This is a genomic window from Streptomyces sp. NBC_00582, assembly GCF_036345155.1.
Classification (GTDB): Bacteria; Actinomycetota; Actinomycetes; order Streptomycetales; family Streptomycetaceae; genus Streptomyces.
The window spans coordinates 6,119,597-6,142,788 of record NZ_CP107772.1 but is presented as its reverse complement, the minus strand read 5'-3'; the positions used below and the strand labels follow the sequence as shown (position 1 = coordinate 6,142,788).

General features: G+C 71.1%; 23 protein-coding genes and 1 tRNA gene. 6 read left to right on the top strand and 18 right to left on the bottom strand.

The features are described 5' to 3' along the window. Positions 1–14 precede the first annotated feature (14 nt). The 8 genes from OG852_RS27700 to OG852_RS27665 all read right to left on the bottom strand — a co-directional run bounded on the left by OG852_RS27700 (position 15) and on the right by OG852_RS27665 (position 11,658). Complete coding sequence (locus tag OG852_RS27700) at positions 15–1,364, bottom strand: sulfate adenylyltransferase subunit 1 (RefSeq protein WP_330349298.1); 1,350 nt, start codon at positions 1,362–1,364, stop codon at positions 15–17. Positions 1,365–1,366: 2 nt separating this feature from the next. Further along, the gene (cysD, locus tag OG852_RS27695; RefSeq protein ID WP_330349297.1) at positions 1,367–2,302 is read right to left on the bottom strand and encodes a sulfate adenylyltransferase subunit CysD; all 936 of its coding nucleotides are present in this window, start codon (positions 2,300–2,302) and stop codon (positions 1,367–1,369) included. Between the two features lie 175 nt (positions 2,303–2,477). Continuing rightward, positions 2,478–3,755: a (3,5-dihydroxyphenyl)acetyl-CoA 1,2-dioxygenase DpgC gene (dpgC, locus tag OG852_RS27690; protein WP_330349296.1), complete on the bottom strand. Its 1,278-nt coding sequence runs from the start codon at positions 3,753–3,755 to the stop codon at positions 2,478–2,480. Next, positions 3,752–4,420, bottom strand: coding sequence for an enoyl-CoA-hydratase DpgB (dpgB, locus tag OG852_RS27685; RefSeq protein WP_133912169.1), 669 nt, complete (start codon positions 4,418–4,420; stop codon positions 3,752–3,754). The genes dpgC and dpgB overlap by 4 nt, the downstream gene beginning before the upstream one ends. Positions 4,421–4,443: 23 nt before the next feature. Further along, positions 4,444–5,523, bottom strand: coding sequence for a 3,5-dihydroxyphenylacetyl-CoA synthase DpgA (gene dpgA / locus OG852_RS27680; RefSeq protein WP_133912168.1), 1,080 nt, complete (start codon positions 5,521–5,523; stop codon positions 4,444–4,446). A 126-nt stretch (positions 5,524–5,649) separates the two neighbouring features. After that, positions 5,650–6,984: an aminotransferase-like domain-containing protein gene (locus OG852_RS27675; protein ID WP_330349295.1), complete on the bottom strand. Its 1,335-nt coding sequence runs from the start codon at positions 6,982–6,984 to the stop codon at positions 5,650–5,652. Between the two features lie 194 nt (positions 6,985–7,178). After that, complete coding sequence (locus OG852_RS27670) at positions 7,179–10,331, bottom strand: amino acid adenylation domain-containing protein (RefSeq protein WP_330349294.1); 3,153 nt, start codon at positions 10,329–10,331, stop codon at positions 7,179–7,181. Positions 10,332–10,677: 346 nt separating this feature from the next. After that, positions 10,678–11,658 (bottom strand): helix-turn-helix transcriptional regulator, encoded by a 981-nt coding sequence (locus tag OG852_RS27665; protein ID WP_330349293.1) that lies wholly within the window; start codon positions 11,656–11,658, stop codon positions 10,678–10,680. A 390-nt stretch (positions 11,659–12,048) separates the two neighbouring features. On the opposite strand from OG852_RS27665, the gene OG852_RS27660 reads away from it, so the two are divergent. From OG852_RS27660 to OG852_RS27640, 5 genes are all read left to right on the top strand, one after another. Next, on the top strand, positions 12,049–12,261 hold the full coding sequence (locus OG852_RS27660) for a hypothetical protein (RefSeq protein ID WP_133912165.1): 213 nt from the start codon (positions 12,049–12,051) through the stop codon (positions 12,259–12,261). A gap of 173 nt (positions 12,262–12,434) precedes the next feature. Then, positions 12,435–12,614 (top strand): hypothetical protein, encoded by a 180-nt coding sequence (locus OG852_RS27655; RefSeq protein ID WP_133912164.1) that lies wholly within the window; start codon positions 12,435–12,437, stop codon positions 12,612–12,614. Between the two features lie 121 nt (positions 12,615–12,735). Then, positions 12,736–13,782 (top strand): ParB/RepB/Spo0J family partition protein, encoded by a 1,047-nt coding sequence (locus tag OG852_RS27650; protein WP_330349292.1) that lies wholly within the window; start codon positions 12,736–12,738, stop codon positions 13,780–13,782. A 318-nt stretch (positions 13,783–14,100) separates the two neighbouring features. Further along, positions 14,101–14,173, top strand: a tRNA-Arg gene (locus OG852_RS27645). A 537-nt stretch (positions 14,174–14,710) separates the two neighbouring features. After that, positions 14,711–14,944, top strand: a complete 234-nt coding sequence (locus OG852_RS27640) for a helix-turn-helix domain-containing protein (RefSeq protein ID WP_330349291.1) — start codon at positions 14,711–14,713, stop codon at positions 14,942–14,944. Between the two features lie 262 nt (positions 14,945–15,206). On the opposite strand, the gene OG852_RS27635 is transcribed toward OG852_RS27640, so the two are convergent. Further along, positions 15,207–15,542: a hypothetical protein gene (locus OG852_RS27635; protein ID WP_330349290.1), complete on the bottom strand. Its 336-nt coding sequence runs from the start codon at positions 15,540–15,542 to the stop codon at positions 15,207–15,209. Between the two features lie 144 nt (positions 15,543–15,686). On the opposite strand from OG852_RS27635, the gene OG852_RS27630 reads away from it, so the two are divergent. Then, on the top strand, positions 15,687–16,442 hold the full coding sequence (locus tag OG852_RS27630; protein WP_330349289.1) for a GntR family transcriptional regulator: 756 nt from the start codon (positions 15,687–15,689) through the stop codon (positions 16,440–16,442). Here OG852_RS27630 and OG852_RS27625 read toward each other — a convergent pair whose 3' ends face one another. Genes OG852_RS27625 through OG852_RS27585 form a run of 9 tightly spaced genes read right to left on the bottom strand, consistent with a single transcriptional unit; the run spans position 16,443 to position 23,188 of the window. Then, on the bottom strand, positions 16,443–18,044 hold the full coding sequence (locus OG852_RS27625) for a hypothetical protein (RefSeq protein WP_330349288.1): 1,602 nt from the start codon (positions 18,042–18,044) through the stop codon (positions 16,443–16,445). A gap of 11 nt (positions 18,045–18,055) precedes the next feature. Further along, positions 18,056–18,424: a hypothetical protein gene (locus OG852_RS27620; RefSeq protein WP_330349287.1), complete on the bottom strand. Its 369-nt coding sequence runs from the start codon at positions 18,422–18,424 to the stop codon at positions 18,056–18,058. Beyond that, on the bottom strand, positions 18,414–18,845 hold the full coding sequence (locus OG852_RS27615; protein WP_330349286.1) for a hypothetical protein: 432 nt from the start codon (positions 18,843–18,845) through the stop codon (positions 18,414–18,416). The genes OG852_RS27620 and OG852_RS27615 overlap by 11 nt, the downstream gene beginning before the upstream one ends. Further along, positions 18,845–19,078, bottom strand: coding sequence for a holin (locus OG852_RS27610; protein WP_330349285.1), 234 nt, complete (start codon positions 19,076–19,078; stop codon positions 18,845–18,847). Before OG852_RS27610 ends, OG852_RS27615 begins: the two co-directional genes overlap by 1 nt. A gap of 7 nt (positions 19,079–19,085) precedes the next feature. After that, the gene (locus OG852_RS27605) at positions 19,086–19,859 is read right to left on the bottom strand and encodes a peptidoglycan recognition protein family protein (RefSeq protein WP_330349284.1); all 774 of its coding nucleotides are present in this window, start codon (positions 19,857–19,859) and stop codon (positions 19,086–19,088) included. A 15-nt stretch (positions 19,860–19,874) separates the two neighbouring features. Further along, positions 19,875–20,381, bottom strand: a complete 507-nt coding sequence (locus OG852_RS27600; protein ID WP_330349283.1) for a hypothetical protein — start codon at positions 20,379–20,381, stop codon at positions 19,875–19,877. An 11-nt stretch (positions 20,382–20,392) separates the two neighbouring features. Then, positions 20,393–20,875 carry a hypothetical protein gene (locus tag OG852_RS27595; protein ID WP_330349282.1) on the bottom strand — a complete coding sequence of 161 codons (483 nt, stop codon included), beginning with the start codon at positions 20,873–20,875 and terminating at the stop codon, positions 20,393–20,395. Between the two features lies 1 nt (position 20,876). Then, positions 20,877–22,037: a hypothetical protein gene (locus OG852_RS27590; RefSeq protein ID WP_330349281.1), complete on the bottom strand. Its 1,161-nt coding sequence runs from the start codon at positions 22,035–22,037 to the stop codon at positions 20,877–20,879. Continuing rightward, on the bottom strand, positions 22,034–23,188 hold the full coding sequence (locus OG852_RS27585) for a hypothetical protein (RefSeq protein WP_330349280.1): 1,155 nt from the start codon (positions 23,186–23,188) through the stop codon (positions 22,034–22,036). Before OG852_RS27585 ends, OG852_RS27590 begins: the two co-directional genes overlap by 4 nt. Between the last annotated feature and the right edge of the window lie 4 nt (positions 23,189–23,192).

Sequence of the window (23,192 nt, the reverse complement as noted above, 5' to 3'; positions counted from 1 at the left end):
GGCGGGAGCCGCCGTCAGAAGTCCCAGCCCGCGTCGTCCTCCGCCGGCGCCCCGTCACCGGCCTGCCCGGCGAAGGCGGCGCCGGTGAAGGCGTGCCCGGCCATCCCCGCGGTGAGCGTGGTCCCGTCGGCCGGGTCGATGAGCAGGAACGAGCCGGTACGGCGGGAGTCGGCGTAGCCGTCGACGGGCAGCGGCTCGGCGGTGCGGATCACCACCTGCCCGATGTCGTTGGCGACGAGCGGACCGGGCACCGGGCACCGGGTCAGGTCGTCCAGCGAGAGCCGGGACGCGATGTCCTCGACGATCGCCTTGACCGTGCGGGTGCCGTGCTTGATCAGCACCCGGTGACCGGCCGTCAGCGGGCGGTCGGCGACATGGCAGACGGTGGCCTCGATGTCCCTGGTGACGGCCGGCGCACAGCCGGTCGGGGCGATCAGATCGCCGCGGGACACGTCCAGTTGGTCGGCCAGACGCAGCGTCACCGACTGCGGGGCGCGGGCGGCGCCGACACCGACGCCGAGCAGGTCGATGCCGGTGACGGTGGTCGTCCGGCCCGACGGCAGGACGGTGACGTCCTGGCCGACGTGGAACGTGCCGGCGGCGATCTGGCCGGCGTAACCGCGGTAGTCGGGGTGCTCGGAGGTCTGCGGGCGGATGACGTACTGCACCGGGAAGCGCGCCGGGCGGCCGGCCGGCTCGGGGCCGACCGGGACGGTCTCCAGATGCTCCAGCACCGTGGGGCCGCCGTACCAGTCCATGTGCGGGCCGGGCTCCACGACGTTGTCGCCCCGCAGCGCCGAGACGGGGATCGCGGTGACCTCGGGCAGGCCCAGCTTCGTGGCGTACGCGGTGAACTCGTCGGCGATCGCGGCGAAGGTCTCCTCCGCGTAGCCCACGAGGTCCATCTTGTTCACCGCCAGCACGACGTGCGGCACCCGCAGCAGCGCGGCGACCGCGGCGTGGCGGCGGGTCTGCTCGACGACGCCGTTGCGGGCGTCGACGAGGACGACCGTCAGCTCGGCGGTCGAGGCGCCGGTGACCATGTTGCGGGTGTACTGCACATGCCCGGGGGTGTCCGCGAGGATGAACCGCCGCCGGGACGTGGCGAAGTAGCGGTGGGCGACGTCGATCGTGATGCCCTGCTCCCGCTCGGCCCGCAGCCCGTCCGTGAGCAGCGCCAGGTCGGGGGCGTCCTGGCCCCTGCTCCGGGAGGCGTGCTCGACGGCCTCGAGCTGGTCGGCCGGCACCGACTTCGCGTCGTGGAGCAGCCGGCCCACCAGCGTCGACTTGCCGTCGTCGACGGAGCCCGCGGTGGCGAAGCGCAGCAGCGTGGTCGCCGCCGGGTGTTCCGTGGTGCTGGTCATCGTCAGAAGTACCCTTCGCGTTTACGGTCCTCCATCGCGGCCTCGGACAGCTTGTCGTCGGCCCGTGTCGCCCCCCGCTCGGTGAGCCGGGAGGCGGCGATCTCGGAGATCACCTTCTCGATGGTGTCGGCGTCGGAGTCGACCGCTCCGGTGCAGGACATGTCCCCCACGGTGCGGTACCTGACCTGCCGTTTCTCGACGGTCTCGGTGTCCCTCGGGCCGCCCCACTCGCCGGCCGTCAGCCACATCCCGTCCCGCCGGAACACCTCGCGGCGGTGCGCGAAGTAGATCTCCGGCAGGTCGATGCCCTCGCGGGCGATGTACTGCCACACGTCCAGTTCGGTCCAGTCGGAGAGCGGGAAGACCCGGACGTGCTCGCCGGGTGCGTGGCGGCCGTTGTACAGGTTCCACAGCTCGGGCCGCTGCCGGCGCGGGTCCCACTGCGAGAACTCGTCCCGCAGGCTGAACACCCGCTCCTTGGCCCGGGCCTTCTCCTCGTCCCGCCGCCCGCCGCCGAACACGGCGTCGAACCGCTGCGCGCGGATGGTGTGGGTGAGCGGCACGGTCTGCAGCGGGTTGCGGGTGCCGTCGGGACGCTCGCGCAGCTCCCCGCGGTCGATGTGGTCCTGCACGGACGCGACGTGCAGCCGCAGCCCGTGCTCGGCGACGACCCGGTCCCGGCATTCGATGACCTCGGGGAAGTTGTGCCCGGTGTCCACGTGCAGCAGCCCGAACGGCAGCGGCGCCGGGGTGAACGCCTTCAACGCCAGATGCAGCATGACGATCGAGTCCTTGCCGCCGGAGAACAGCAGCACCGGCCGCTCGAACTCCCCCGCCACCTCACGGACGATGTGCACCGCCTCGGACTCCAGGGCGTCGAGATGCGTCAGGGCACGGACCCGCCCCACCTCCTCGGCCACGGCGGTCGACAACACCATGCGATGCCCTCTCTCTCCACTGGTCTGGGCTTGGTCACGACTGGGCTCGCCGCTTCTTCACGCGGCCTCTCCTCGGCCCTGCTCACACGGATCCGTCGGCACCCTCGCCGGGCCGGGCCCAGGGGGTGTTTTGAAAGTCCCGCACAGCACCCGCACAGGACTTTCGAAACACCCCCTAGGAGACCTTCTCGGCGAAGCGGCCCACCTTGCCGATCACGTCCTCGCCGTACAGGCGCAAGGCCTGTTGCAGCGCGAACTCGGCCATGTAGCGGCGGAAGGCGTCCACCGGTTCCTCGGTCAGGTTGAGCATCCGGCGGTTGGGCACGACCGCCGGACCGCGCAGCCGGTCGACGGCGCGGTCCAGGGCCGCGTCGATCTCCTCCGGCTCCACCACCTCGTCGATCAGCAGCCGGGCGTCCGGCTCGGTGGCCCGGATCCGGCGGCCCTGCAGAATGACCTGCCGGGCGATCCGGGGCCCGGTGTGCCGGCCGAGCCGGAAGTTGCCGGCCCCGGGCACGATGCCCTCCCGGGCGGCGGGCAGGCTGAGATAGGCGTCCGACGCGGCCAGCACATGGTCGAAGACCAGCAGCAGCTGGGTGCCGCCGCCGATGGCGAACGTCTCGACCGCCGCCACCCACGGCTTCTCGACCGTACGGGCGTGCCAGGGCGCGTCCTCGGTCCGTATCCCCCGCACGAGCTTGTGCAGGTACCCGAGTTCGCGCCGCAGCAGGAACCCGACGAGCGAGATGTCCCCGGCGTGCAGGCTCTTGAGGTTGATGCCGGCGCTGAACACCCGTCGGCCCCGGTAGCGCGGATGGGTCATCGTGCCGCCGCGCAGCACCCCCACCTCCACCCCCGGGTCGAGGAGCGCCAGGTCGACGACGGTCTCCATGTCGTCGACCTGCTGGTCGTCCTCGGCGTTCAGGCAGTCGTCCCGGCACATCGTGAGATACGCCGCTCCGTCCCGCCGCTCCAGCCGGACCGACGCCGTCTCGAGGACGCCCGTGCGGAGGAACTCGGGCAGCAGCCGCAGCGCCCGGGGGGTGGGCCGGAGCATCGAGTCGAGCAGATGGGCACCGGCCCGGGGCGAGTCCAGTACGGCCCGCAGGAAGATGCCCTGGTCGATCTCGTACCCCTCCTTGTCCGCCTGCCGCCGCCCGCGGTCGGCGGCGAGCTGCGCGGCCGTCGGCACCAGCGCGGGGAACGCGGCCGCGGCGGCCTCGAGGAGTTCGTCGATCCGCGGCGCCTCGGTGCCGCCGGCGGTGAGGCGGTCGTACACGTCGTCGGCGTGCGCCCGCAGGAAGCGCGTCCGCAGCGTCCGTACGGCGTCCTTCGCCGCGGCGACTTCCGCCCGCTCCTCGGGGGTGCGCGCGCCGGGCTGCGGCAACACGGCCACCCGTTCCTCGACGCGGCGGGCCGCCTCCTGGAGCGAGGGCCAGATCCGAGGGGTCACGACGCCTCCGCCACGGGCCGGCGCAGCGCCCGGTCGCACGCGGCCAGATGCGGGCCGAGGGCGTCCTCGAAGCTGGTCGTCGCCGCGTCGAAGAGCAGCTGCCGACGGATCGCGATCTCCTTGCCGGCCAGGCCGCCGACCGGGCCGGCGGCGGCGAGCGCACCCGTCAAGTCGTCGACGGTCCCGTCGGCGATCTCGTCGGCGAGGCCGAGCCGCAGCGCCTCGGCGGCCTCGATGGGCCGCCCGAACAGCAGCGCGCGGCGCACCCGGGCGGCCCCGGCCAGCCGGGCGAGCCGGTAGCCGGCCATGCCGGGCCAGGTCGCTGTGGCGTCGCCGGACACCAGCAGCCGGGTGTCGGGCGTGACGATCCGGATGTCGCAGGTGAGGAAGGCGTCCAGGGCCGCGCCGCCGCAGTCGCCGGCCGCCACCGCCACGGTGGCGGCCGGCAGCCGCTCCAGCCGGCGCAGCGCCCGCTCCCACTTGCTGACCTTCATCACGTCGAGGCCGCCGGTCCAGCCCTCGGCCGGGGCGCCGCCGACCCGCACGGCGACGACACCGGAGCCGGCCCGGTCCTCGGCCGCCTCACAGACCGACTGCACGGCCTGCACGGTCGCCGCCGACGGCGGCTCGCTGCCGTCGATCACCAGCGTCAGCACGTCTTCCATGACTTCCTCGACTTCCTCCGCGTTCACCACTGGACCAGTGCCGTTTCGATCGTGGAGCCGGGCCCCATGGTCATCAGCACGCCGTACTCACCGGGCCGGGCGACTCCCTCGTCCAGGAGTCGTTCGTACGAGAACAGGAACGAGCCGCTCGACACGTTGCCGTAGTCACGGAGCACCCCGACGGTGTGCCGGACGTCGTGCCGGGTCAGCCCGAGGTTGACCACGACGGCGTCGATGACCTTCTTGCCGCCGGAGTGCACCAGCCAGTGGGCGATGTCGCTGCGGCGCAGCCCGGTGCCGGCCAGCAGCCGGTCCACGACCAGCTCGGCGTGGGCGCCCACCACGTAGGGGATGTGCGGGTCCAGGAAGAAACTGAAGCGGCCCTGGTCCCGGTCCCAGTCGTAGCGCATGGCGTCGACGGCGTCCGGGATGATGCAGCTCGCGAACTTCAGGATGTGCGGGCCCTCGGGCACGGCCGCGTCGTCCGGGGCGGCTCCCGAGCGGATCGCGAGCGCGGCGGCGCCGTCGCCGAAGAGGCTGTTGACCACGGCGGTGCGCATCGTGCCGTCCATGGTGTAGGCGGCGGAACAGGCCTCGGCGCAGAGCACGACGGCGAGTTGGCCGGGGTGGGCGGCGGCCCAGCCGGAGACCACGCCCAGGGCGTTGAGGCCGGCGTTGCAGCCCATGCCCACGATGTCGGAGCGGCTGCAGTGCCGGTCGATGCCGAGTTCCTTGATGAGCAGGGCGCTCAGTCCCGGGGTGAGGAGTCCGGTGGAGGTCACGCAGCACAGGTGGCGCAGATCGGAGAGTTCGGCTCCGGCCCGCTTGAGGCAGGCGCGCAGGGCCTCGGCGCCCATCTCGACGGCCTTGGCCCGGTGCTTGTCGAGGAGGTCGCCCTGCGGCTCGTGGACGCGGCCGCCCGTGCCGTCCGGCGGCGGGAGCGTCAGATGGCGGCGCTCTATGGCGCTGTTGAGGAAGACCGAACGGATCCTCGGGTCGGTGATGCCGAAGGTGTCGAGCACCTCCTGCTGGGTGTACGAGGTGGGCGTCACCGCCGTGCCCACGCCCAGGGCGCGCGGCCGCAGCTCGGCTGCCAGGGTCATCGGAAGGTCCACCCCCAGGTACGCGGTTTGCTCCGCGGTCGTCGTCTGCGACTCAGTCCGGACACGTCCATGTCCTCTCTCGCTGGGAACTGCACTGGCTGAGAACCGCGCCGGCCGGAGTACCGGTCAGAGCGCCGCGCACTGCGCCTCGACGAAGCGCGCGAGCCTCGCGGTGCCCTCTTCGATCTCGGCGGGCGTCAGATAGCTGATCGACAGCCGGATGCCGTGGTGGCCCCCGGTGCCGGGATGGAAGTGCGTCATCGGCGTCCAGATCACGCCGAAGTCCTGTGCGGACGTGGTCACCAGGGCGTCGTCCACCCGGAACGGGACCCGCAGGGTGAGGAAGAACCCGCCGGTGGGCTCGTTCCAGCGCACGCCGAGGGCCTCGCGGCGGTCGGCGGGCAGCCGGGCGTCGAGCTGCCGGAGCATCTCCCGCAGGGTGGCGCCGTAGTGGGCGGCCGCCTCGGCGTTGAGCTGCGACAGCCGGCCCCGGGCGCCGAGCAGCGCTCCGGCCACGGCCGCCTGGCTCAGCGACGAGGTGTTGACCGTCACCATGCTCTTGATCTTCGCGAGTTCGTCGGCCAGCAGATGCTCGCCGCCCTCGGCGTCACGGACGCGCTGGTCGGCGACGACGAAGCCGACGCGGGCGCCGGGGAAGACCGTCTTGGAGTACGAGCCCAGATGCACCACCCGGCGCGCCCGGTCCCGGGACTTCAGGGTCGGCAGGGGGGTGCCGGGGCTCACCTGCCGGTACGGGCTGTCCTCCAGCACCAGGAAGTCGTACCGCCGGGCGAGGTCGAGCAGCTCCTCGCGGGCCTCGGGCCCCATGGTGTTGCCCGACGGATTGGAGTGGTCGGGCACCACGTAGAACGCCTTGGGGCGGCGGCCGTTCGCCAGCTCCGCCAGCACCGCGGTCTCCAGATCGGCGGCGCTGAACCCGTCCTCGCGCTCCGGCACGGGACGGACCGCCACGTCGAGCAGCCGGGCGGCGCCGGTGATCCCGACGTAGCAGGGGCTGGAGACCAGCAGTACGTCGTCGGGGCCGGTGATGAGGGCGCGCAGCACCAGCAGCATGGCCTCCTGGGCGCCGACGGTCACCACGACGGACTCGGCCGGCACATCGGTGTCCTCGTCCGCCCGCAGCGAGTCGGCGATGATGCCGCGGATCAGTCCCGCGGTCGGCCCGTACTGGTAGAGCGCGGTGCGGACGTCCTCCGTCGAGCCGCCCTGTTCCGCCAGGTGGTCCAGATACCGGCGGACGCAGGTGAAGACCTGCTCGGTGTCGAAGAATCCGTCGTACGGCCGGCCCGGCGCGAACGAGATCGCGTCGGGATGGCGATGGGTCACCTCGTTGAGGAAATTCATGGTGTCCAGCAGCGGATCGGAAACACTTCCGTGCAGCTCCGCCCTGTCGAGCCAGTCCCGCGAGCCAATGTCGCTGGCAATGGTGATTCCTGGCATGAAATCCCCCCGGGCGCACATGAATTGATGATTCCGAACGGCCTCAGCATCACACGACGACCAGCGCTTCGCCAATGCCGTCCAACCGGCCTGATCACGCACTCGAACCGCTTTATCGTGCGCGGTTCACCGATTTACCGCTTCTCCTGATCCACCTGTTTACCGGGTTTACCGGGTTTACCGGCTCACTGCTTTTACGGGTTCACCGGCTGCACCGGGACGCAGGGGTCCGCCGGAACCGGTACGGCGGACACCCGTCGGCCGGGATCGGCCACGACCGCCCTGAGCAGCGCGGCGAAGCGGTCGGCGATCCGCTCGACCGTCGACGCGTCGAACAGGGCGGTGTCGTACTCGATGTAGCCGGTGACGCCGACGGGACGGCGTCGGTCGTCGTACCGCTCGGTGAGGCTGAAGAGCAGGTCGAATTTCGAGGTGGACGTGGACTCCTCGTCCACCTCGACGTCGAGACCGGGGAGCGCGAACTCGTAGCCGGTGACGTTCTGCAGGACGAGCATGACCTGGAAGAGCGGGTGCCGGGACAGCGAGCGGGCCGGATTGACGGCCCCCACGACCTGTTCGAAGGGCACGTCCTGATGGGAATAGGCGGCCAGGGCGGTCTCCCGTACCCGGGCGAGCAGTTCGACGAAGGAGGGGTCGCCGGACAGATCGGTGCGCAGGACGACGGTGTTGACGAAGAAGCCGACCAGGTCGTCGAGCGCCGCCTCGCCGCGCCCGGCCACCACGCTGCCCAGGGGGATGTCCGCTCCGGCGCCGAGTCGGTGCAGCAGCGTCGCGAGCGCGGCCTGCAGCACCATGAAGGGTGTGGCGTCGTGGCTGCGCGCCAACGCGACGACCCCGGTGAGCAGTTCGGCGTCGAGCAGCAGCGGGAGGCTCGCGCCCCGGCGGGTGCCGTCCGTGGGGCGCGGCCGGTCGAAGGGCAGGGCCAGCTCGTCCGGCACGCCGTCCAGGGCGTCCTTCCAGTACGCCAGTTGGCGCCCGGCGAGGCTGCCGGGGGAGCCGGGGTCACCGAGGAGGGTGTGCTGCCACAGCGTGTAGTCCGCGTACTGCACGGGCAGTTCGGGCCAGTCGGGGGCGGTGCCCGCCCTTCGGGCCGTGTAGGCGGTCGCCAGATCCCGGCTGAGCGGCGCCTTGGACCATCCGTCCGAGGCGATGTGATGCAACGTCAGCAGCAGCACCCGCGTGCGCTCGTCCAGGACGAACAGCTCGGCGCGCAGGGACGGGTCGGCCCTCAGGTCGAACGGCCGGCGCCCGGCCTCCCGTACCGCGGCGTCGAGCTCCGCCTCGTCGACGACCCGCTCGGGCAGGGCGAGGTCCAGGCCGGCCGGGTCGAGCACCACCTGGTACGGCTCGCCGCCCGCCTGTGCCACGACGGTGCGCAGGCTCTCGTGCCGGACGATCACGTCCCGGACGGCCGCCCGGAGCGCGTCCCGGTCCAGCTCACCGGTGAGCCGCAGGACGACGGGCAGGTTGTACAGCGGGGACGGGCCCTCCCACTGCTCCAGGAACCACATCCGGTGCTGGGCCGCGGACAGCGGGACACGGGCGGGGCGCACGGCCCGGGCGAGCACCGGACGCCGTACCCCCTGCTTGCGTGTGCGCAAGCGCGGCAGCAACGCGGCGACCGTCGGGGCGCCGAAGAACTGCCGGACGGAGACGTCCGCGCCGAAGGCGGTCCGCAGCTCGCCGATCAGCCGGGCGGCGAGGAGGGAGTGGCCGCCGAGGTCGAAGAAGTTGTCGTCGGTGCCGACCCGCTCGGCGCCGAGGACCTGTGCGAACAGCGCGCAGAGCCTCTCCTCGTCCGGGGTGCGTGGGGCGCGGTAGGGGGCGGTCGCGGTGAACGCGGGGGCGGGCAGGGCGCGGTGGTCGACCTTCCCGTTCGGGGTGAGGGGGAAGGCGTCCAGGGGGACGAAGGCGGCCGGGACCATGTACTCGGGCAGGGCGGCCGCCGCGTGGTCGCGCAGCGCGCCGGTGTCGAGGGGCCGGTCGCAGACGACGTAGGCCACCAGGCACTTGTCGCCGCCCGCCTCCCGGACCGTGACCACGGACTGGGTGAGGCCCGGGAACGTCGACAGGGCGGTCTCGATCTCGCCCGGCTCGACACGGAAGCCGCGGATCTTGACCTGGTCGTCGGCGCGGCCGAGGAACTCGAGCAGGCCCTGCGGGGTGTGGCACACGAGGTCGCCGGTGCGGTACATCCGGCTGCCGGCGGGGCCGTGGGGGTCGGCGACGAAGCGTTCGGCGGTGAGAGCGGGGCGGTGCAGATAGCCGCGTGCCAGGCCGGCCCCGGCGATGTACAGCTCGCCGGGGACGCCGACGGCGACCGGGGCGAGGTGCTCGTCCAGGACGTAGGCGCGCATGCCGTCCAGCGGGCGGCCCAGGGGGACGCGGTCGGGGATCTGGGCGGCGTCGGTGTAGGCGTGCTGGGTGGCGAACAGCGTGGTCTCGGTGGGGCCGTAGGTGGCGCGCACCACCGTGCCGGGGCAGGCCCGGAGGATCCGCCGCACGGCCACAGGGGAGACGACGTCCCCACCGGTGGACACCTCGCGCAGCCCGCGGAAGGTCTCCGGGGCGACCTCGGCGACGGTCCGCAGCAGGCCTGCGGTCATCTCCACGCTGGTGATCCGCTCCGCGTCGAACAGCTCGCGCAGCCGGGGCGGGGACACGTCGTCGGCGCCGGCGATCACGGAGGTGGTGCCGCGCAGCAGCGGCATCCACAGGCCGTGCAGGGAGGCGTCGAACGCGTACGGGGCGATCATCAGGACCCGGTCGTGGTGCCCGGTGTCGAACAGCGAGTCGTCCACCAGGTCCAGCACGTCGCGGTGGGTGACGGCGACCCCCTTGGGCACGCCGGTGGAGCCCGAGGTGAACATCACGTACGCCAACTGGTCCGGCACACACGCCACTCCCACGGGCCCGGACTCGGCCCCGTCGGGCACCGGGTCGTCCACCCGCACCACGGTGACCTCGCCCCCGGGAAGCCCCTGGGCGGCCGTCACCGCGTCGGTCACCAGGACCCGCGCGCCCGTCCGGCGGACGATCCATTCCCTGCGCTCGGCCGGGAAGCCGGTGTGCAGCGGCACATAACAGCCGCCGGCCTCGAGGATCCCGAGGAACGCCACCATGACGTCCACACTGCGGTCGGTGAGCACCGCGACCGGCGTCTCCCGGCCCACCCCGAGGCCGACGAGCACCCGCGCGAGGGCACGGGAGCGCCGCGCCAGTTCTTGATACGTCAGTTCACGACCCGCGGAACGCACCGCCACCGCGTGCGGAGCGCGCAGGACGTGTTCGTGAAATCGCCCGTGCAGGGACAGCGCATCACGCATCTGGCTCGACTCCCCATGATGTCCGAGGCGGCGGTCTGCAAGCGTCGGAGAAGAGAGAACTCTCCGTTCGGAAAAGACCTCCGCGGCGCGAGAACGGCAGTCGGCAGGAGATCTTGGTGACGTGAGCCACCAGACCATGGGCGAAGTGGGGTGTCAACGCGAGGTGTTTTCACGGCACGTGCGCACCCCGTGAGAACGCGGTGGCCGGCCGCCCCTGTCGATCCCGCCGTTCAAGCGCGTTCCGGAACCAGTTGGACGGCCGCCGGACCGGCCCCCGATGCGATGCAGAAAGGTTTCCGCAGGGGGCCGGTCCGGTGGCGGGAGGAGTCCGCGGGGCGCGGGTGCGTCACTCGGCGGGAGAAGGGAGGAACCCCTGCTGGATGGCGAGCACCCCGGCCTGGAAGCGACTGCGCGCGCCCAGATGGGTCATGAGGCTGGAGGTGATGCGGCGGGCGGTGCGCGGCGACACCGCCAGGCGCGTGGCGATGGCCTCGTCGGTGTGCCCGAGCGCCAGCAGCCGCAGCGCCTCGGCCTGCTGACCGGTCAGCTCGCCGGGAGCCGGCTGCACCGGCGCCTCCAACTGCTCCGCGGACTGCCACACGCTCTCGAACAGCGTGTACAGCGCCGTGACCATCCCCGGTGAGCTCACCTGGACGGCTCCGGCGGCGGTGTCCTGGGCGTTGGAGGCGATCATCGCGAGCTTGCGGTCGTAGATGATCATCCGGTTCGGCAGGGACGGGACGGTGCGGACCTCGCACCCCTGCTCGGTCAGCCAGCGCGCGTGGTCCATGGTCGGCCGGTCGTTGCGGATGCTGTTCAGGTAGACCGTGCGCATCTGGACGCCGCGACGGAGGAGTTGCTGGTTGAGCGGCCGGGACGCCCGCATGTTCTCCGGTTTCTGCGGGCCGCCGGGCGCGAAGGTGAGGAGCTCTTCGGCCACCTGGTCGTTGAGGACCGTCAGATGGTCGCGGATGGCGTCCAGCCCCACCAGGTACTTGACCTCTTCGCCCGAGGCACCGGGGGGCTGACGTCCGTCGTAGTCGAGGATGAACTTGGCCGCCGCGGCCTGCGCCGCCTCCAGCCGCTGCTGGTGTCGGGCGAGCTCGGAGCGCTGCTGGGCGATCAGGATCTCCATGCCCACGTGCGGGCTGACCGCGTGCAGCCGCTGAGGGGAGTCGACCGACGTCCGTACGAGGGCCAGCTCGCTCAGGCGGTCGAGGGCGGCCCGTACGACGTGCTCCGGCAGGTCCAGGCGGCGACAGATATCGGCTACTCCCTGCGTTCTGTCCAGCAGGGCGATGTAGACGGACTCGATGTGCGGCTCCAAGCCGAGTGAGCTCAGAGAACCTGGATGTATCGCCTCGATGTCAACCATGCAGCCCCCGCTTCGATGTACGCATGACATTCCCGACGGGGGCTTGAGTTTATGTGATCAAACTACACCAGGGCAAGGAGCTGCCGGAGTTGAACAGAGTTGCTTCAAATGTGCGCAGTTGGTTACCTGTGTGCGTTCAGGGCGCGCAGTCGGCGGCCGGGATCAGCCCGACGTTTTGCGGAATGACATCGTCCGGCACCAGACATTCGGATGGCAAGGACATCTATGTTTCTCGTCCACGTATCTCTCCGGCCGCGTCGGCCCGATGCGGCCGTACCGTCCTCGGCCGCGCGGTCCATCGCCCGGTCCTGTGCCGGCCGGGACGGCTTCGAGCATGTGAGCGTGCACCCGGCCACGGCGCCCCACCTGATCATCGGTTTCTACGTGCGCGCCGACTCGCTGGAGGAGGCCGAGGCGGCGGCCCGGTCCCTGTGGTACCACGCCGGCTCGGCCGTCGAGGAACTGCGCGCCTGGGAGCTGGTCAGGGCCGAGATCCCCCTGTTCCGCCCCGACCTCGAGACGGGCCCGGCCCGAGGGCTGGGGTGGACGGAGTAGGTCATGGCCGGTTTACCTCCCGCCCATCCGCTTTTCTTCTCCCTTCGCTGACGGCAATCTCGTTCATGTCAGCGAGATCCGGTCGACGAGATCCGATTGACGAGATCCGATTGTTGAGATCCGGTCGAAGAGATCTGTGCGCCAGATCCATCGAGAAGAAAAAGGGGAATTCAATGTCTCGCCTGATTCCGAGCAATGCCTTTCGCAGCGTGGTCCTGGCGGGCGTTCTCGCCCTGGCGACCGGAATTGCCGTGCAGGTCGAGCAGGTCGGTTCCCCGACGCACACGGTCCGGGTGACGGCCGGCGACTCGGTCACGCTCTCGGACCCCGAGAACGATCACGGTTGGCAGTGACGTCACTCGTGAATCGAATCGAATGCGGGCGAGGGGAGCGGCGGTGGACCGGGCAGAATCAGAGTACGTGCTCAAGCTTCAGCAATCCGTCCTGAGAGACCTGCCCGTCGAGCGGGTACCGGTGAGACTTCTCAGGACCGGCTTCTCCCCACGGGTACAGGGTGAGGACGCCGACCACATCCGGATCCTCGCGGAGACCGCCGACGAGCTCCCGCCGATCCTCGTGCACCGGGCGACCATGACCGTCATCGACGGCGCCCACCGGCTGCGGGTGGTCGAGCTCCTCGGGGAGGACCGCATCGCGGCGCGGTTCTTCGACGGCGACCAGGAGGACGCCCGGCTCCTCGCGGTGGCGGCCAACATCGCCCATGGACGCCCCCTGTCCACGGCCGACCGCGCGGCCGCCGCGATGCGGATCTTCACCTCGCACCCCCGGTGGTCCGACCGTGCCGTCGCCGCCGTCGCCGGTCTCTCCCCGAAGAAGGTCGCACGGCTCCGCAAGGAGATGGCGCTGCCGCAGTCCGGCGGCCGGGTCGGGCGGGACGGCCGGGTCAGGCCCACCGACGCCGCGGACCGACGTGAACGGGCCGGTGAGCTGATCCGGAAGAACCCCGACTTCTCCCTGCGGCAGATCGCGGCGGAGGTGGGCCTCGCCCCGGCGACGGTCGCGGACGTCCGCAACCGGATCCAGCGCGGCGAGAGCCCGGTACCGGACGGCGTACGCGGCCGTCTGTCCCAGACCCCGGACGCCGCCCGCCGTCACACGTCCGCGGCGGAGGCCCTCCCGACCCGTTCCTCGGTCCGGGCCCCCGTCACGGGCGCCACCGTCACCCGGCTGCCGGCCGCACAGCGCCGCACCCTCGCCGACGAGACGACTCCGGCGCTGGCCGCGGAGGACGTCCGAAGGATCACCGGCATGCTGACCCGCGACCCTTCCCTGCGCCTCAACGCCACGGGCCGCTCCCTCCTGCGCCTGCTCGACGTCTGCACCCTGATCACCCAGGACCGCCAGAAGATCGCCGAAACGGTCCCCGCCCACTGCAAGGAATCCGTGGCCCGCCTCGCGCAGGGATACGCCGGGATGTGGCGGTGGCTGGCGGAGGACCTGGTACGCCAGGTCGAGGACATGCACGACCTGAACGGCGACGACGGCTCCCTCACGGCGTAGCCCGGGGCCGCACACACACGCAGGCCCACCCGCCCGAAGAGCACCGGCGCCTCCCCGCACTCTTCCCCGTCGGCCTCGCGCGACGGCGAACCGCTCACCACCCGGCACCGGCGCATCCCGCCTTCCTCCCCCACGAACAACCCGCCAACCCGCACCGACCCGCATCCGCTAGGCTGTCCCTGGTCGGTCGTTGGTACGACGCGCCGTCTCCGCGGATGACACCGCGAGGCGCTTCGCACTACGCCCGACCGACGGGCTTGTGTCCCTCTGCCGAAGACCCACCCACCGGGTCTTCTTCAGGACCCTCCACAAGCCCCCGCCTTCGTAGCTCAGGGGATAGAGCACCGCTCTCCTAAAGCGGGTGTCGCAGGTTCGAATCCTGCCGGGGGCACAACCTGCGTAGCAGGTCAGAGAGTTGCAGGCCCCTCGTTCTGTTCGAACGGGGGGCCTGTTTCATGATCGAATGCCACATGGATGCCACATCCCCACGGGAACCCGCGTGTGGATCACTCGTTCGGGGGACTGGACTAGGTTCAACAGGCACGTAGAGTGTCGCCCACGAGAGGGGCAGGAGTGTCTCCCCGCGCACGCCTGAGACGCGCCTCTCGCGATCCTGCCTGGAGCCGCTGGGGAGAGTGAGCACAGGCAGGCAGAGGCCCCCGCCGCAGTCGTCGGCGGGGGCCCTCTTGCGTACAAGGTAAACCGCCCCGAAGGTCTATGCCTTCGGGGCGGGACGCCTTGACCGAGTCTTAGCGTCTAACGGCCGAATGCGGCGGAGACGCGTACGCCACCGTCGGCCGCTTCGGTACCGCGCAGCGCTGGTCAGCGGCACTGCAAGCGGTGTCTGTGGGATTCCCCGCGACCTTGATCATTAAATTTGCCTGGCTGGGCAAAGACAAGATCCACTGATCTCGACAGCTTTGGGCGGGTGCCGCTCGACCCCAAGCCGGACTGGCTCCTCGACCGCCGCCGGCAGATCGGCACCCGTATCCGCGACGCCCGGCACAAGGCCGGCCTTTCCCAACTGGAGCTGGCCAACCGCATCGGGCGTGACCACCGGACGGTGCATCGGTGGGAGTACGCCCAGCGCATCCCCGACCTCGACGACCTGCTACTGCTCGCCGACGCCCTCGGCGTCCCGCTGCCCGAGCTGGTGGGGTGAGCGGCCGCCCCGCGACGGGGGACGTAGGGCGACCGCTCGTACCGCTCCCTCGTCACCGTCAAGACGGGGGGAACGGCAGTCTCGTTGCACCCGCTGCCGGGCAGGCACTCGAATACCTCGACGCCGTACTCCGGGCCCTGGGCGCTCTCGGCTCGGCCGGCGGACTGGCCGCCCGCCATGAGCGAGGCGCCGCACCAGACGCAGGCCCAGCCGGAGTACCGGGGACGGGGAAGGTCCCAGGCGTCCGGGAGTATCCGGGTGGTCACTGCTCCTCCAGCTGTGCCCATAGGCCGTGCTCATCGGTCGTCACCCCGGTGGAGCGGGAGAGACCTTCGACGATGCGCCAGCCGGGCCCGTGGCTGTGGCGTAAGGACAGGGGGTGGGGGCCGGTGGCGGTGACCCTCAGTCGGCTGCCTGCGGTGGACAGCTCCACCTCGACGTGGTCGGCGCCCGAGTCCAGGACTGCGGTGAACAGCTCGTTGGCCACGGCTGGAGCGTCGGGATGCTTGGTCCGGAGGCGGGTCCAGGCGCGCACCTCGGACGCCTCGATGGGGAGTCCCTTGAAGGGGCGTCGATACGTTCTGCCTGATTCGGACATGAATGTCCCCCACGACCGGTGGCTATCTGTACTCAGGTACTGCTTATCTGTACTCAGAATGTCGGCGGGATTGGCGCAGGTCAAGCAGCGGGGGAGAGTATGTGTACTCAGATTGACTCGATCATCGACGGTGGGAGCATCGCCGTGGCACAGCCCGAGTACCTACGGATCGCGGCCGACCTGCGACGCCGCATCGCATCCGGCGAGTACGGGCCCGGTGACCAGATCCCCACGCTGCCCGAGCTGTGCTCGGCGTACCGCGTGTCGGAGACGACGATCCGCAACGCCCTCGGGCTGCTGCGGAACGAGGGGCTGATCGAGACCAGGGCCCGCGCTGGCACCCGTGTGCGCCCGCGGCCTCCGGTCCACCGGATGGCGGCCGACCGGTACCGCAACACCGGGGGCGCCCGCGCCACGCCGTACACCCGGGACCAGGGCATCGGCTGGTCGGAGTACCGGCTGGACAAGCGGTTCGAGAAGGTCCAGGCCGATGCCGAGTTGGCCGCGCTCTTCGAGTGCGAGCCCGGCGAGCGCCTGCTCGCGCGGCACTTCGTGTTCTACGACAACGACCAGCCCACCCAGATGTCGACAAGCTACGTCCGCTGGTCCGACGTCGCCGGTACGCCGGTAGCCGACCCCATCAACGAGCCGTGGCCGGGCGGCACGAGGGCGCAGCTCGGCAGCCTCGGCATCCGCGTGACGCGGGTGACCGAGTCCTTCACCGCGGCGATGCCCACCGAGGTGGAGGCGGCCACCCTGCGGATCGGGGCCGGGATCCCCGTGCTCCGCTACACGCGCCGGCACATTGCGGACACCGGCCGGATCGTCGAGGTCGCCCACCCCATCGTGCGCCGCGGCGACACCACGATCGTTGATTTCGCCATCGACCTCGACGACTGATCAGCTTGCCGCTGCCCACACGTTGTTGGCGTCCGGGGTGTACCCGCTGAGCGTGATCGTGCTGGGCAAGGACGTCTGCCCGCTGGCCGAACGGCAGAAGCGGTAGCTGGACGCGCTCAGGTTGGCGTTGCCCGGGGTGAAGGTGTTGCCGTGCGTCGACCCGCAGCTGAAGTTCGGCGAGGTCGTCCCGTTGACGAGCAGCGCCACGTAGTACCGGCCGGCCGCCGCCGCGTACGGCGCGGTCAGGCTGATCGACTTGGCGCCAACGCTGGTCCACGCCGAGGACTGGTCGGCGCTCACACCCACGCGGTTGCCGCTGGAGTCGTACAGTCCGGCAAGGCACTGGTTGCTGGTCAGCCCCGAGCCCGCCGTGCCGATGACGGCGTGCACCCGGTTGATCGTGGCGGCCTGCCTCAGGACCAGCTCCAGCAGGTAGATGAAGCCGGTGCTGAGTGTGGTGCCGGACGAGCCGCACGATGCGGGGTCGAACGTCCACGCCGTCAGCCCGTGGTCGCTGGGCACCCACACGTTGCCGTACGAGGCGAGGCTCAGCGCGCCGATGGCGGCCGGGGTGACCGGGTCCGATCCGCCTGCGGCGTGGCTGGCCGCGTGCGCGGTCGGCGTGCGGGCGTCGGTGAACCGCGAGTCGTTGCCCGCCGCCACGGTGCCCGAGCTGGTGCCGACGCTCAGCGTGGCTGCCCCGCCGAGCCCGAGGTTCGTGCGGGCCGTGGACGCGCTGGTGAGATCCGACAGGTTGAGCGTCTTCTGGAGCCGGGAGTTCTCCAACGCTGTGGCCCGGTTCTCCAATCCGAACTCGCCGCCCACGCGGTTCTGGAGGTCGGTGACGTAGGTGTTCAGCGTGTCGCCGTTGGCTGCGCTGTAGGCGCCGATCGAGGCCGGGCTGATCGGGTCGCTGCCTCCGCTCGCGTGGGAGCTGGCGTGCGCGGTCGGTGTCCGCGCGTTCGTGGTGGTCGGGTCGTCGGACTTCAGCGCGATGGTGGGACCAGCCCCGGCCGCGCCGAGCGGCGGCTGCGGACCCGTCGCACCGGTGTCGCCCGTGTCCCCCTTCGGGCCCGGGTCTCCCTGCGGTCCGGCCGGTCCCGTCGGTCCCGTCGCGCCTGTGGCGCCTGTGGCGCCGGTCGCCCCGGCCGGCCCCTGCACGCCCTGCGCACCCGCCGGACCAGTCGCGCCCGTCGCCCCGGTGGGACCGGCCAGACCCTGCGGCCCCGTCGGGCCGGGCGGCCCCTGCACGAGGACGTACTCCCCGTTGTCCTCCCCCGCCGGGGTGAGGTCGGAGATGTCGACCTCGCCGAGCGTGTGCGGCAGGGACACGAACAGGGCGTCGCCGCCCGTCTCGACGCGGTACGTCCACCCCGTCGGCGTGAACCCCGCCGCGTCAGTCGCGACGAGCGTCACCTCCCACTGACCAGCGGCGTCAGGCTTGACGACGACGGGGTCCCGCTCGACGACGACGTCCCACTCCGCGCCGACGACGCGCGTCGGGACGGGGCGGATCCGCACCGGCAGCGGGCGCCCGTTGCCATCGGCGAGAGTCTGGTGTCCGGTGAGGGTGACGGTCTGCACCCCGGCAGGGAACGGCATGGCGGTACTCCTCAGAGGCCGACGTCGTGAAGGTAGGGCTGCACCTCGGCCGGCACCGGCTGAGGAGGGGGCGGGGGCTCCAGCTGCGCCGAGCGGGTGTACGCGACGAGGGACCGGACCCAGCCGACGAGGTACCGGATCGTGAAGTCCTGGGCGGTGATCCGCTGCTGAGCCTCGGCGGCCTTCGTCTCCTGCTCGCCGAGTCGCTTCTCCAGCCGCTCTATGTCCTTGTCGAGACGCGCGGTCACGGCGGTGAAGTCGTCGCGTCGACGCTGTCCACGGGGCTGACGACGCCCGACGACGGCCGTAGCGACGGCCCCGGCCGCGGTGACCGTGGCGACCGCCAGCGCGCTCAGCGCCGTCAGCATCTCAGCTCTCACTCCGGGACTCCGATCGTGCACGCGGCGCCTCTTCCCAGCCGATCGCCACCAGGCAGACAGCGCCGAACGCGCCGAAGATTGCTGCGGGGACCCAGCCCCGCGGGTACTCGTCGAGTGGCCACCACGCCACGAGGTAGGCCATGGACCAGGGGGCGGTGATCCCCCATACGGCGAGGAATCCGGGCCAGTCCCGGCGCGGGGGCAGCCAGGCGCAGACGAGGGCGACGGCTCCGGCCGTGATCCACAGCCCGGCCCAGACGGTGAGCGGCCACGCCTTGAGCAGCAGGCATAGCCCACGCCGGTCATTCAAGGGGGAGATGATCTGCCCGTACCCGTAGAGGACGGCGATCGTGCCCTTCAGGGTGAGGAGCGCACCGCGGCGGCCCAGACGTAGCGTGAGCCGCCGGACCGCCGCGCGCATCAGACGCCCGACGCCGAGCCGGGGAACCGCGGGGTATGCCGCGCGGCCCAGCCGGACACGAAGCTGATTGCGGCCGGCACGAGCGCCAGCACAAACGGCGCCAGTGCAGACGGCATCCAGCCCACCAGCTCGTTGTGGTCCTGGACGGCCTCCAGCCCGGCGAGGAGCGCCGTGCTGGCGACGTACGTTCCCGCTGTCGCGGCGGTGACCTTCTTCTCTACGGGTGCAGCCATGGGTTCCTCACTTCGGTTCGAGGGCAGCGAGCCGCTTGCCCTGGTCGGCGACGGTCTTCTCCAGCGCGGCCACCCGCTGCTCGACGGTGGGCGTCGGGGTCGGCGTGGGCGTGGTGGTGGTCGGCGGGGACCAGGAAGCCGGGTGCTTCAGCCGCTCGGCCACGTCCTTGCGGAACTGGTTCGGGGTGAAGGCGAACTGCCCCCGGGTGCCGTATCCCTCGACGGGGCCGAGCGGGTCGGGCTTGCCCTCGATGGACGTTTCCTTGTGGCAGCCGCACGACTCGGCCGACCAGTCGTACTCGCGGCAGAACGCGGCGTTGATCCGCACCCACGCGTCGTACTGCTCGCGCGGGTACACGTCCTTGCCGTCGCCCCGGTTCTCCGTCTCGATGCCGTACGCGACGTCGTTGCCGTCGATCGTGCCCGAGGCCTTCGACGGGGCCGGGTGCGTGGACGCCTCGTTGAGGAACGAGGTGTACGCGTTCACCGCCATCAGGCCGGCGTGGTTGGCGCGTCCCTTGCTGCACAGCCAGGCGACGCCGGTGCGGGCGAGGTAGATCTGCGCGAGCGGTCCCGGCAGCCCGGCGACGCCGTTCTTCGCCACGGTGTCGAGGGCGTCACGGCCGCCGGTGTGGTGGTTGAGGATCATGTGGACGGGGCCGAAGGTCTTGCCGGTCTCGTCGTCGCGCTCGCGTGTGCGCCAGCCGGGGTACTCGGAGACCTTCACGCCCTCGGCCTTGAGTATCGCGATCAGTCTGTCCGGGGTGAGCGGTGCAGCCATGGGTGAGGTGTCCTTTCAGGGGAGGGTCTTGGCCCAGCGACGCACGATCAGCTCGGCGTACGTCTTGTCGACGGTGAGGGTGTCGCCCGCCTGCCAGGCCGTGGAGTGCGCGTCCGCCCGTAGCAGGACCACCATGCGGTGCCCGTCGGGCCAGTCGTCCGGGACGGTGTACAGCGAGGAGATGTGCAGGGGCAGGTGGTGCCGGGACGCCGGCACGTTGTCGCCCATGGACGGGGAGATCTTCGTTCGCGGCCGGTCCGCGGTCTTCGGCACGACGCCGTTCGCGTCAGGCTCGGGGTCGCAGTCGTACCACCACAGGTGCCAGCCGACGCCGACGGTGTATCCGCAGTCGTTGGTCACCCGGGCCATTGCGGTGATGTCCAGCCGGTCCCCCGCAGCCGCCGGGACCACGACGCGCATCAGCTCCCCGTACGTGTCCGTCGGCAGGTCGACGCGCAGTGTGGAGGGGACCACGTCGCGGGTGCTGACGGGCAGTTGCGGGACCCAACAGGGCTCGGTCATGGGCTGGCCTTTCACAGGAGTCGTGCGTACGTAGGGGACCCACCGATCGAGCCGCCGCCGGAGAACTTGCCGCCGGAGGTGGCGCCGCTCGTACGGCGGACCTGGATCTGCACCTTCAGCTGCGCGTCGCCCCGGTACGGGGTGAGGTCCAGCGCGAGGGCGGGGAACGTGAAGGAGAACGTGGCGGGGACCGTCCCGCTGGCGGCGACCGTGGTGTCGTTGAAGACGACCTGCCACTCCCCGCCCGTGTTCGTGCTCGAGACAACGTCGCCGATCAGGACCATGCCGAGGGCGAGCGTCGCGGTGCGCGGCGAAAGCACCGTCTCCCACAGGGTGATGAACGTCGTCTCGTCCTCGAAGGCGAGGTTGTTGTACGAGGTCGCGAAGAACGGCAGCTCGTCGCGCTCCCAGCCCGCGCGCCGCAGGTCCGCGACCTGCTTCTCCAGGGCGGCGAGCCGCTGGAGGATGTTCGGGGTCGTCTGCACCTTCGGCATCTCAGGCCCCCACGCAGGTCAGCTTGACGCGCTCGGGCCCGTTCGACGCGGTGTTCTGGATGCCGACGATCCGCAGCACCGCCTCACGCCCATACGGCGACAGCCGGTCCGGGTCGATGACGAACAGCGCCTCGTCGCCCACCTCGTACGAACCGAACGGCGGATCCGCCTCGGCGGACACCTCGAACGTGGGCTGCACCTGCGCCTGCGACAGCGTGGTGAGGTCCGCGTTCGTCAGGCCCTGCACCTGCGCCTCGTCGATCACTCCGTCGTACGAGGCCACGCCTTCGAGGAGCGGCCACCCCGAATCAAGGAGATCCTGCGCGGCCGACGTCTTCACGATGCGGGCCTCGCCCGTGCCGGCGCCGAGCCCCGACATCTCCGTCACCATCGAGGTGCCGTCCTCGGGCCAGTCGTAGGAGAGGATCGAGCCTGCGCCGCCGCCCTTGCTGAAGACGAGCCCGGAGTCTGCGGCCGAGCGGCCGCGCCGCGGGAACCAGGCGCGCGCCTTGCGGTAGCGGGTGGGCACCGTGTTGGACGTGACCTGCGACCATCCCACGTCGATGCCGAAGTCGAACCCATCGTCGGCGCCCGCCAGTTCGGTGATGGCCTTGTAGATCTCGGGCCGCTCGAACCCGAAATACGTGGCCTCGCGGGTGATGCCGTGCGCGGGCGCGGTCAGCGCGTTGATGTCGAGGCCGATGTCCCCGCCCGGCTGCATCGCCGCGTACCTGAGCAGCGACCAGAAGATGTACTTCTGATCGGTGTATAGCCGCTGCCCGCCCGCCGTGGATCCGACGTAGGCGGTGTTCGTAAGCAGGCTGGTGTCGGTCGACAGCGTGGTCTTGACGTACCGGTGCTGGAAGTACGACAGGAACTCGGCGGCCTGGATGGACTTCCCGCCGGCCACGGTGTCGCGGGTCCACACGATCCCGCCCCACACGATTTTCCCGTCCCGCTGTACGTACAGCGACGTGCGGGCCGGGGTGGATGCGGTCTCCGGGTCCAGCGGCAGGATCTCGTCCGCGTACGGGATCGTCGCGCTGAGGGTGCCGATGCCGTTCAGGGTGTAGCCGTAGGACACCCCGGACATCGGCAGCTCTGCGATCAGCGTGTCCGTACGCAGGTCGCAGAACAGATAGCTGTAGTCGTGGCTGGTCATGCGCGCCTCGTCAGGGCCATCCACGACCAGCCGTACAGGGTGACGATGCCCGAGCCGCCGGTGCGCGCCCACAGCAGGCCGTACGTGCCAGCCGACGTCGTGCTGATGACGGCCGTCAGCGCCATGCCGAGGGGGTTCGCGGTGTCGGTGGTGGCCCCGTAGTCCCGGCCTGCGTCGACGGCGGACGTCATGGTCCGGACGATGCCCTCGGAGCTGGTGGCGCTGGTGGGTTGTGCGTGCCCGATCCACCGGCCGACCGCCCCGGACGGGATCTGGAAGTCGACCGTGAAGTCCGAGTTGGTGGCGTCTGTGGTGGACCAGTACAGCATCCCCTCGACGGTGTACTTCGCGTTTGCCGCGAGGGAGAACTGCAAGTCTGCGTCGAGGGCGAGGGTGTTGGACTGGCGGGTGCCGTCCACGCCGTTCTTGTCCTTGTACATCTGGCTGCCGATGCCCTGCCCGGAGGAGTCGAGCAGCGCGGCCGTGGTGCCGTCGGCCTTGCCGTAGACGAACGTGTCGGTGTCCGTCCGGTACCTCACCTGACCGGGCGCCGGGCGCGCCATGTCCGTGCTTGCGGTGATGGGCACGATGCCGCCCTCGGCCACCGTGTACACCCGCACGTCGGTGATGTTGCTGTTCGTCACGGACGTCTGCGAAGGGGCGATCGCAAGGTCCGCCAGCGGGACACAGTTCGTCGGCAGCGTGCCCCGCACCGTCGCGCCGGCGCTCGCCGCGTACGGCCCCTGGATCACCTCCAGGGACCACTGAGACAGGGCGCCTGCGTACTCGGCGTCGTACACCGAGGCGACGACCGTGTCCTTGCGGTACTGGCCTGCGCCGCCCGCAGCGGCCACGGTGAGGGTGACGTCCGCGTCGTTGGCACAAGCGTACAGGCCGGAGCCGCCGGTGTCCCGCGAGTCGATGTACGCCATGCCGCCGGACACGATGACGGTCATGTTCGGGGTACCGGCCGCGCGCACCTTGAGCTGCTGGTTCTGGTAGCTGGGCTTCACCCCGGAGCGCGTGCGCAGGGGGAATGCCTCGTCGGCCGAGAAGCCGGGGTACGTGCCGAACAGGCTGGACGACAGCCGGTCGTTCCGGGCCGGGTAGCTGCCCGCCTGCATCCAGGCCGGGGGGTTGATCGTGGCCACCGTG

Excerpts from the sequence above, each read along its gene's own strand:
- cysD (WP_330349297.1), bottom strand. The coding sequence starts at position 2,302 with ATGGTGTTGTCGACCGCCGTGGCCGAGGAGGTGGGGCGGGTCCGTGCC.
- OG852_RS27605 (WP_330349284.1), bottom strand. The coding sequence starts at position 19,859 with ATGGCTGCACCGCTCACCCCGGACAGACTGATCGCGATACTCAAGGCC.
- dpgA (WP_133912168.1), bottom strand. The coding sequence starts at position 5,523 with ATGACCCTGGCAGCCGAGCTGCGGCCGCGCGCCCTGGGCGTGGGCACG.
- OG852_RS27635 (WP_330349290.1), bottom strand. The coding sequence starts at position 15,542 with ATGTCCGAATCAGGCAGAACGTATCGACGCCCCTTCAAGGGACTCCCC.
- dpgB (WP_133912169.1), bottom strand. The coding sequence starts at position 4,420 with ATGGAAGACGTGCTGACGCTGGTGATCGACGGCAGCGAGCCGCCGTCG.
- OG852_RS27655 (WP_133912164.1), top strand. The coding sequence starts at position 12,435 with ATGTCTCGCCTGATTCCGAGCAATGCCTTTCGCAGCGTGGTCCTGGCG.
- OG852_RS27700 (WP_330349298.1), bottom strand. The coding sequence starts at position 1,364 with ATGACCAGCACCACGGAACACCCGGCGGCGACCACGCTGCTGCGCTTC.
- OG852_RS27675 (WP_330349295.1), bottom strand. The coding sequence starts at position 6,984 with ATGCCAGGAATCACCATTGCCAGCGACATTGGCTCGCGGGACTGGCTC.
- OG852_RS27615 (WP_330349286.1), bottom strand. The coding sequence starts at position 18,845 with ATGCGCGCGGCGGTCCGGCGGCTCACGCTACGTCTGGGCCGCCGCGGT.
- OG852_RS27610 (WP_330349285.1), bottom strand. The coding sequence starts at position 19,078 with ATGGCTGCACCCGTAGAGAAGAAGGTCACCGCCGCGACAGCGGGAACG.
- OG852_RS27590 (WP_330349281.1), bottom strand. The coding sequence starts at position 22,037 with ATGACCAGCCACGACTACAGCTATCTGTTCTGCGACCTGCGTACGGAC.
- OG852_RS27670 (WP_330349294.1), bottom strand. The coding sequence starts at position 10,331 with ATGCGTGATGCGCTGTCCCTGCACGGGCGATTTCACGAACACGTCCTG.
- OG852_RS27595 (WP_330349282.1), bottom strand. The coding sequence starts at position 20,875 with ATGCCGAAGGTGCAGACGACCCCGAACATCCTCCAGCGGCTCGCCGCC.
- OG852_RS27625 (WP_330349288.1), bottom strand. The coding sequence starts at position 18,044 with ATGCCGTTCCCTGCCGGGGTGCAGACCGTCACCCTCACCGGACACCAG.
- OG852_RS27600 (WP_330349283.1), bottom strand. The coding sequence starts at position 20,381 with ATGACCGAGCCCTGTTGGGTCCCGCAACTGCCCGTCAGCACCCGCGAC.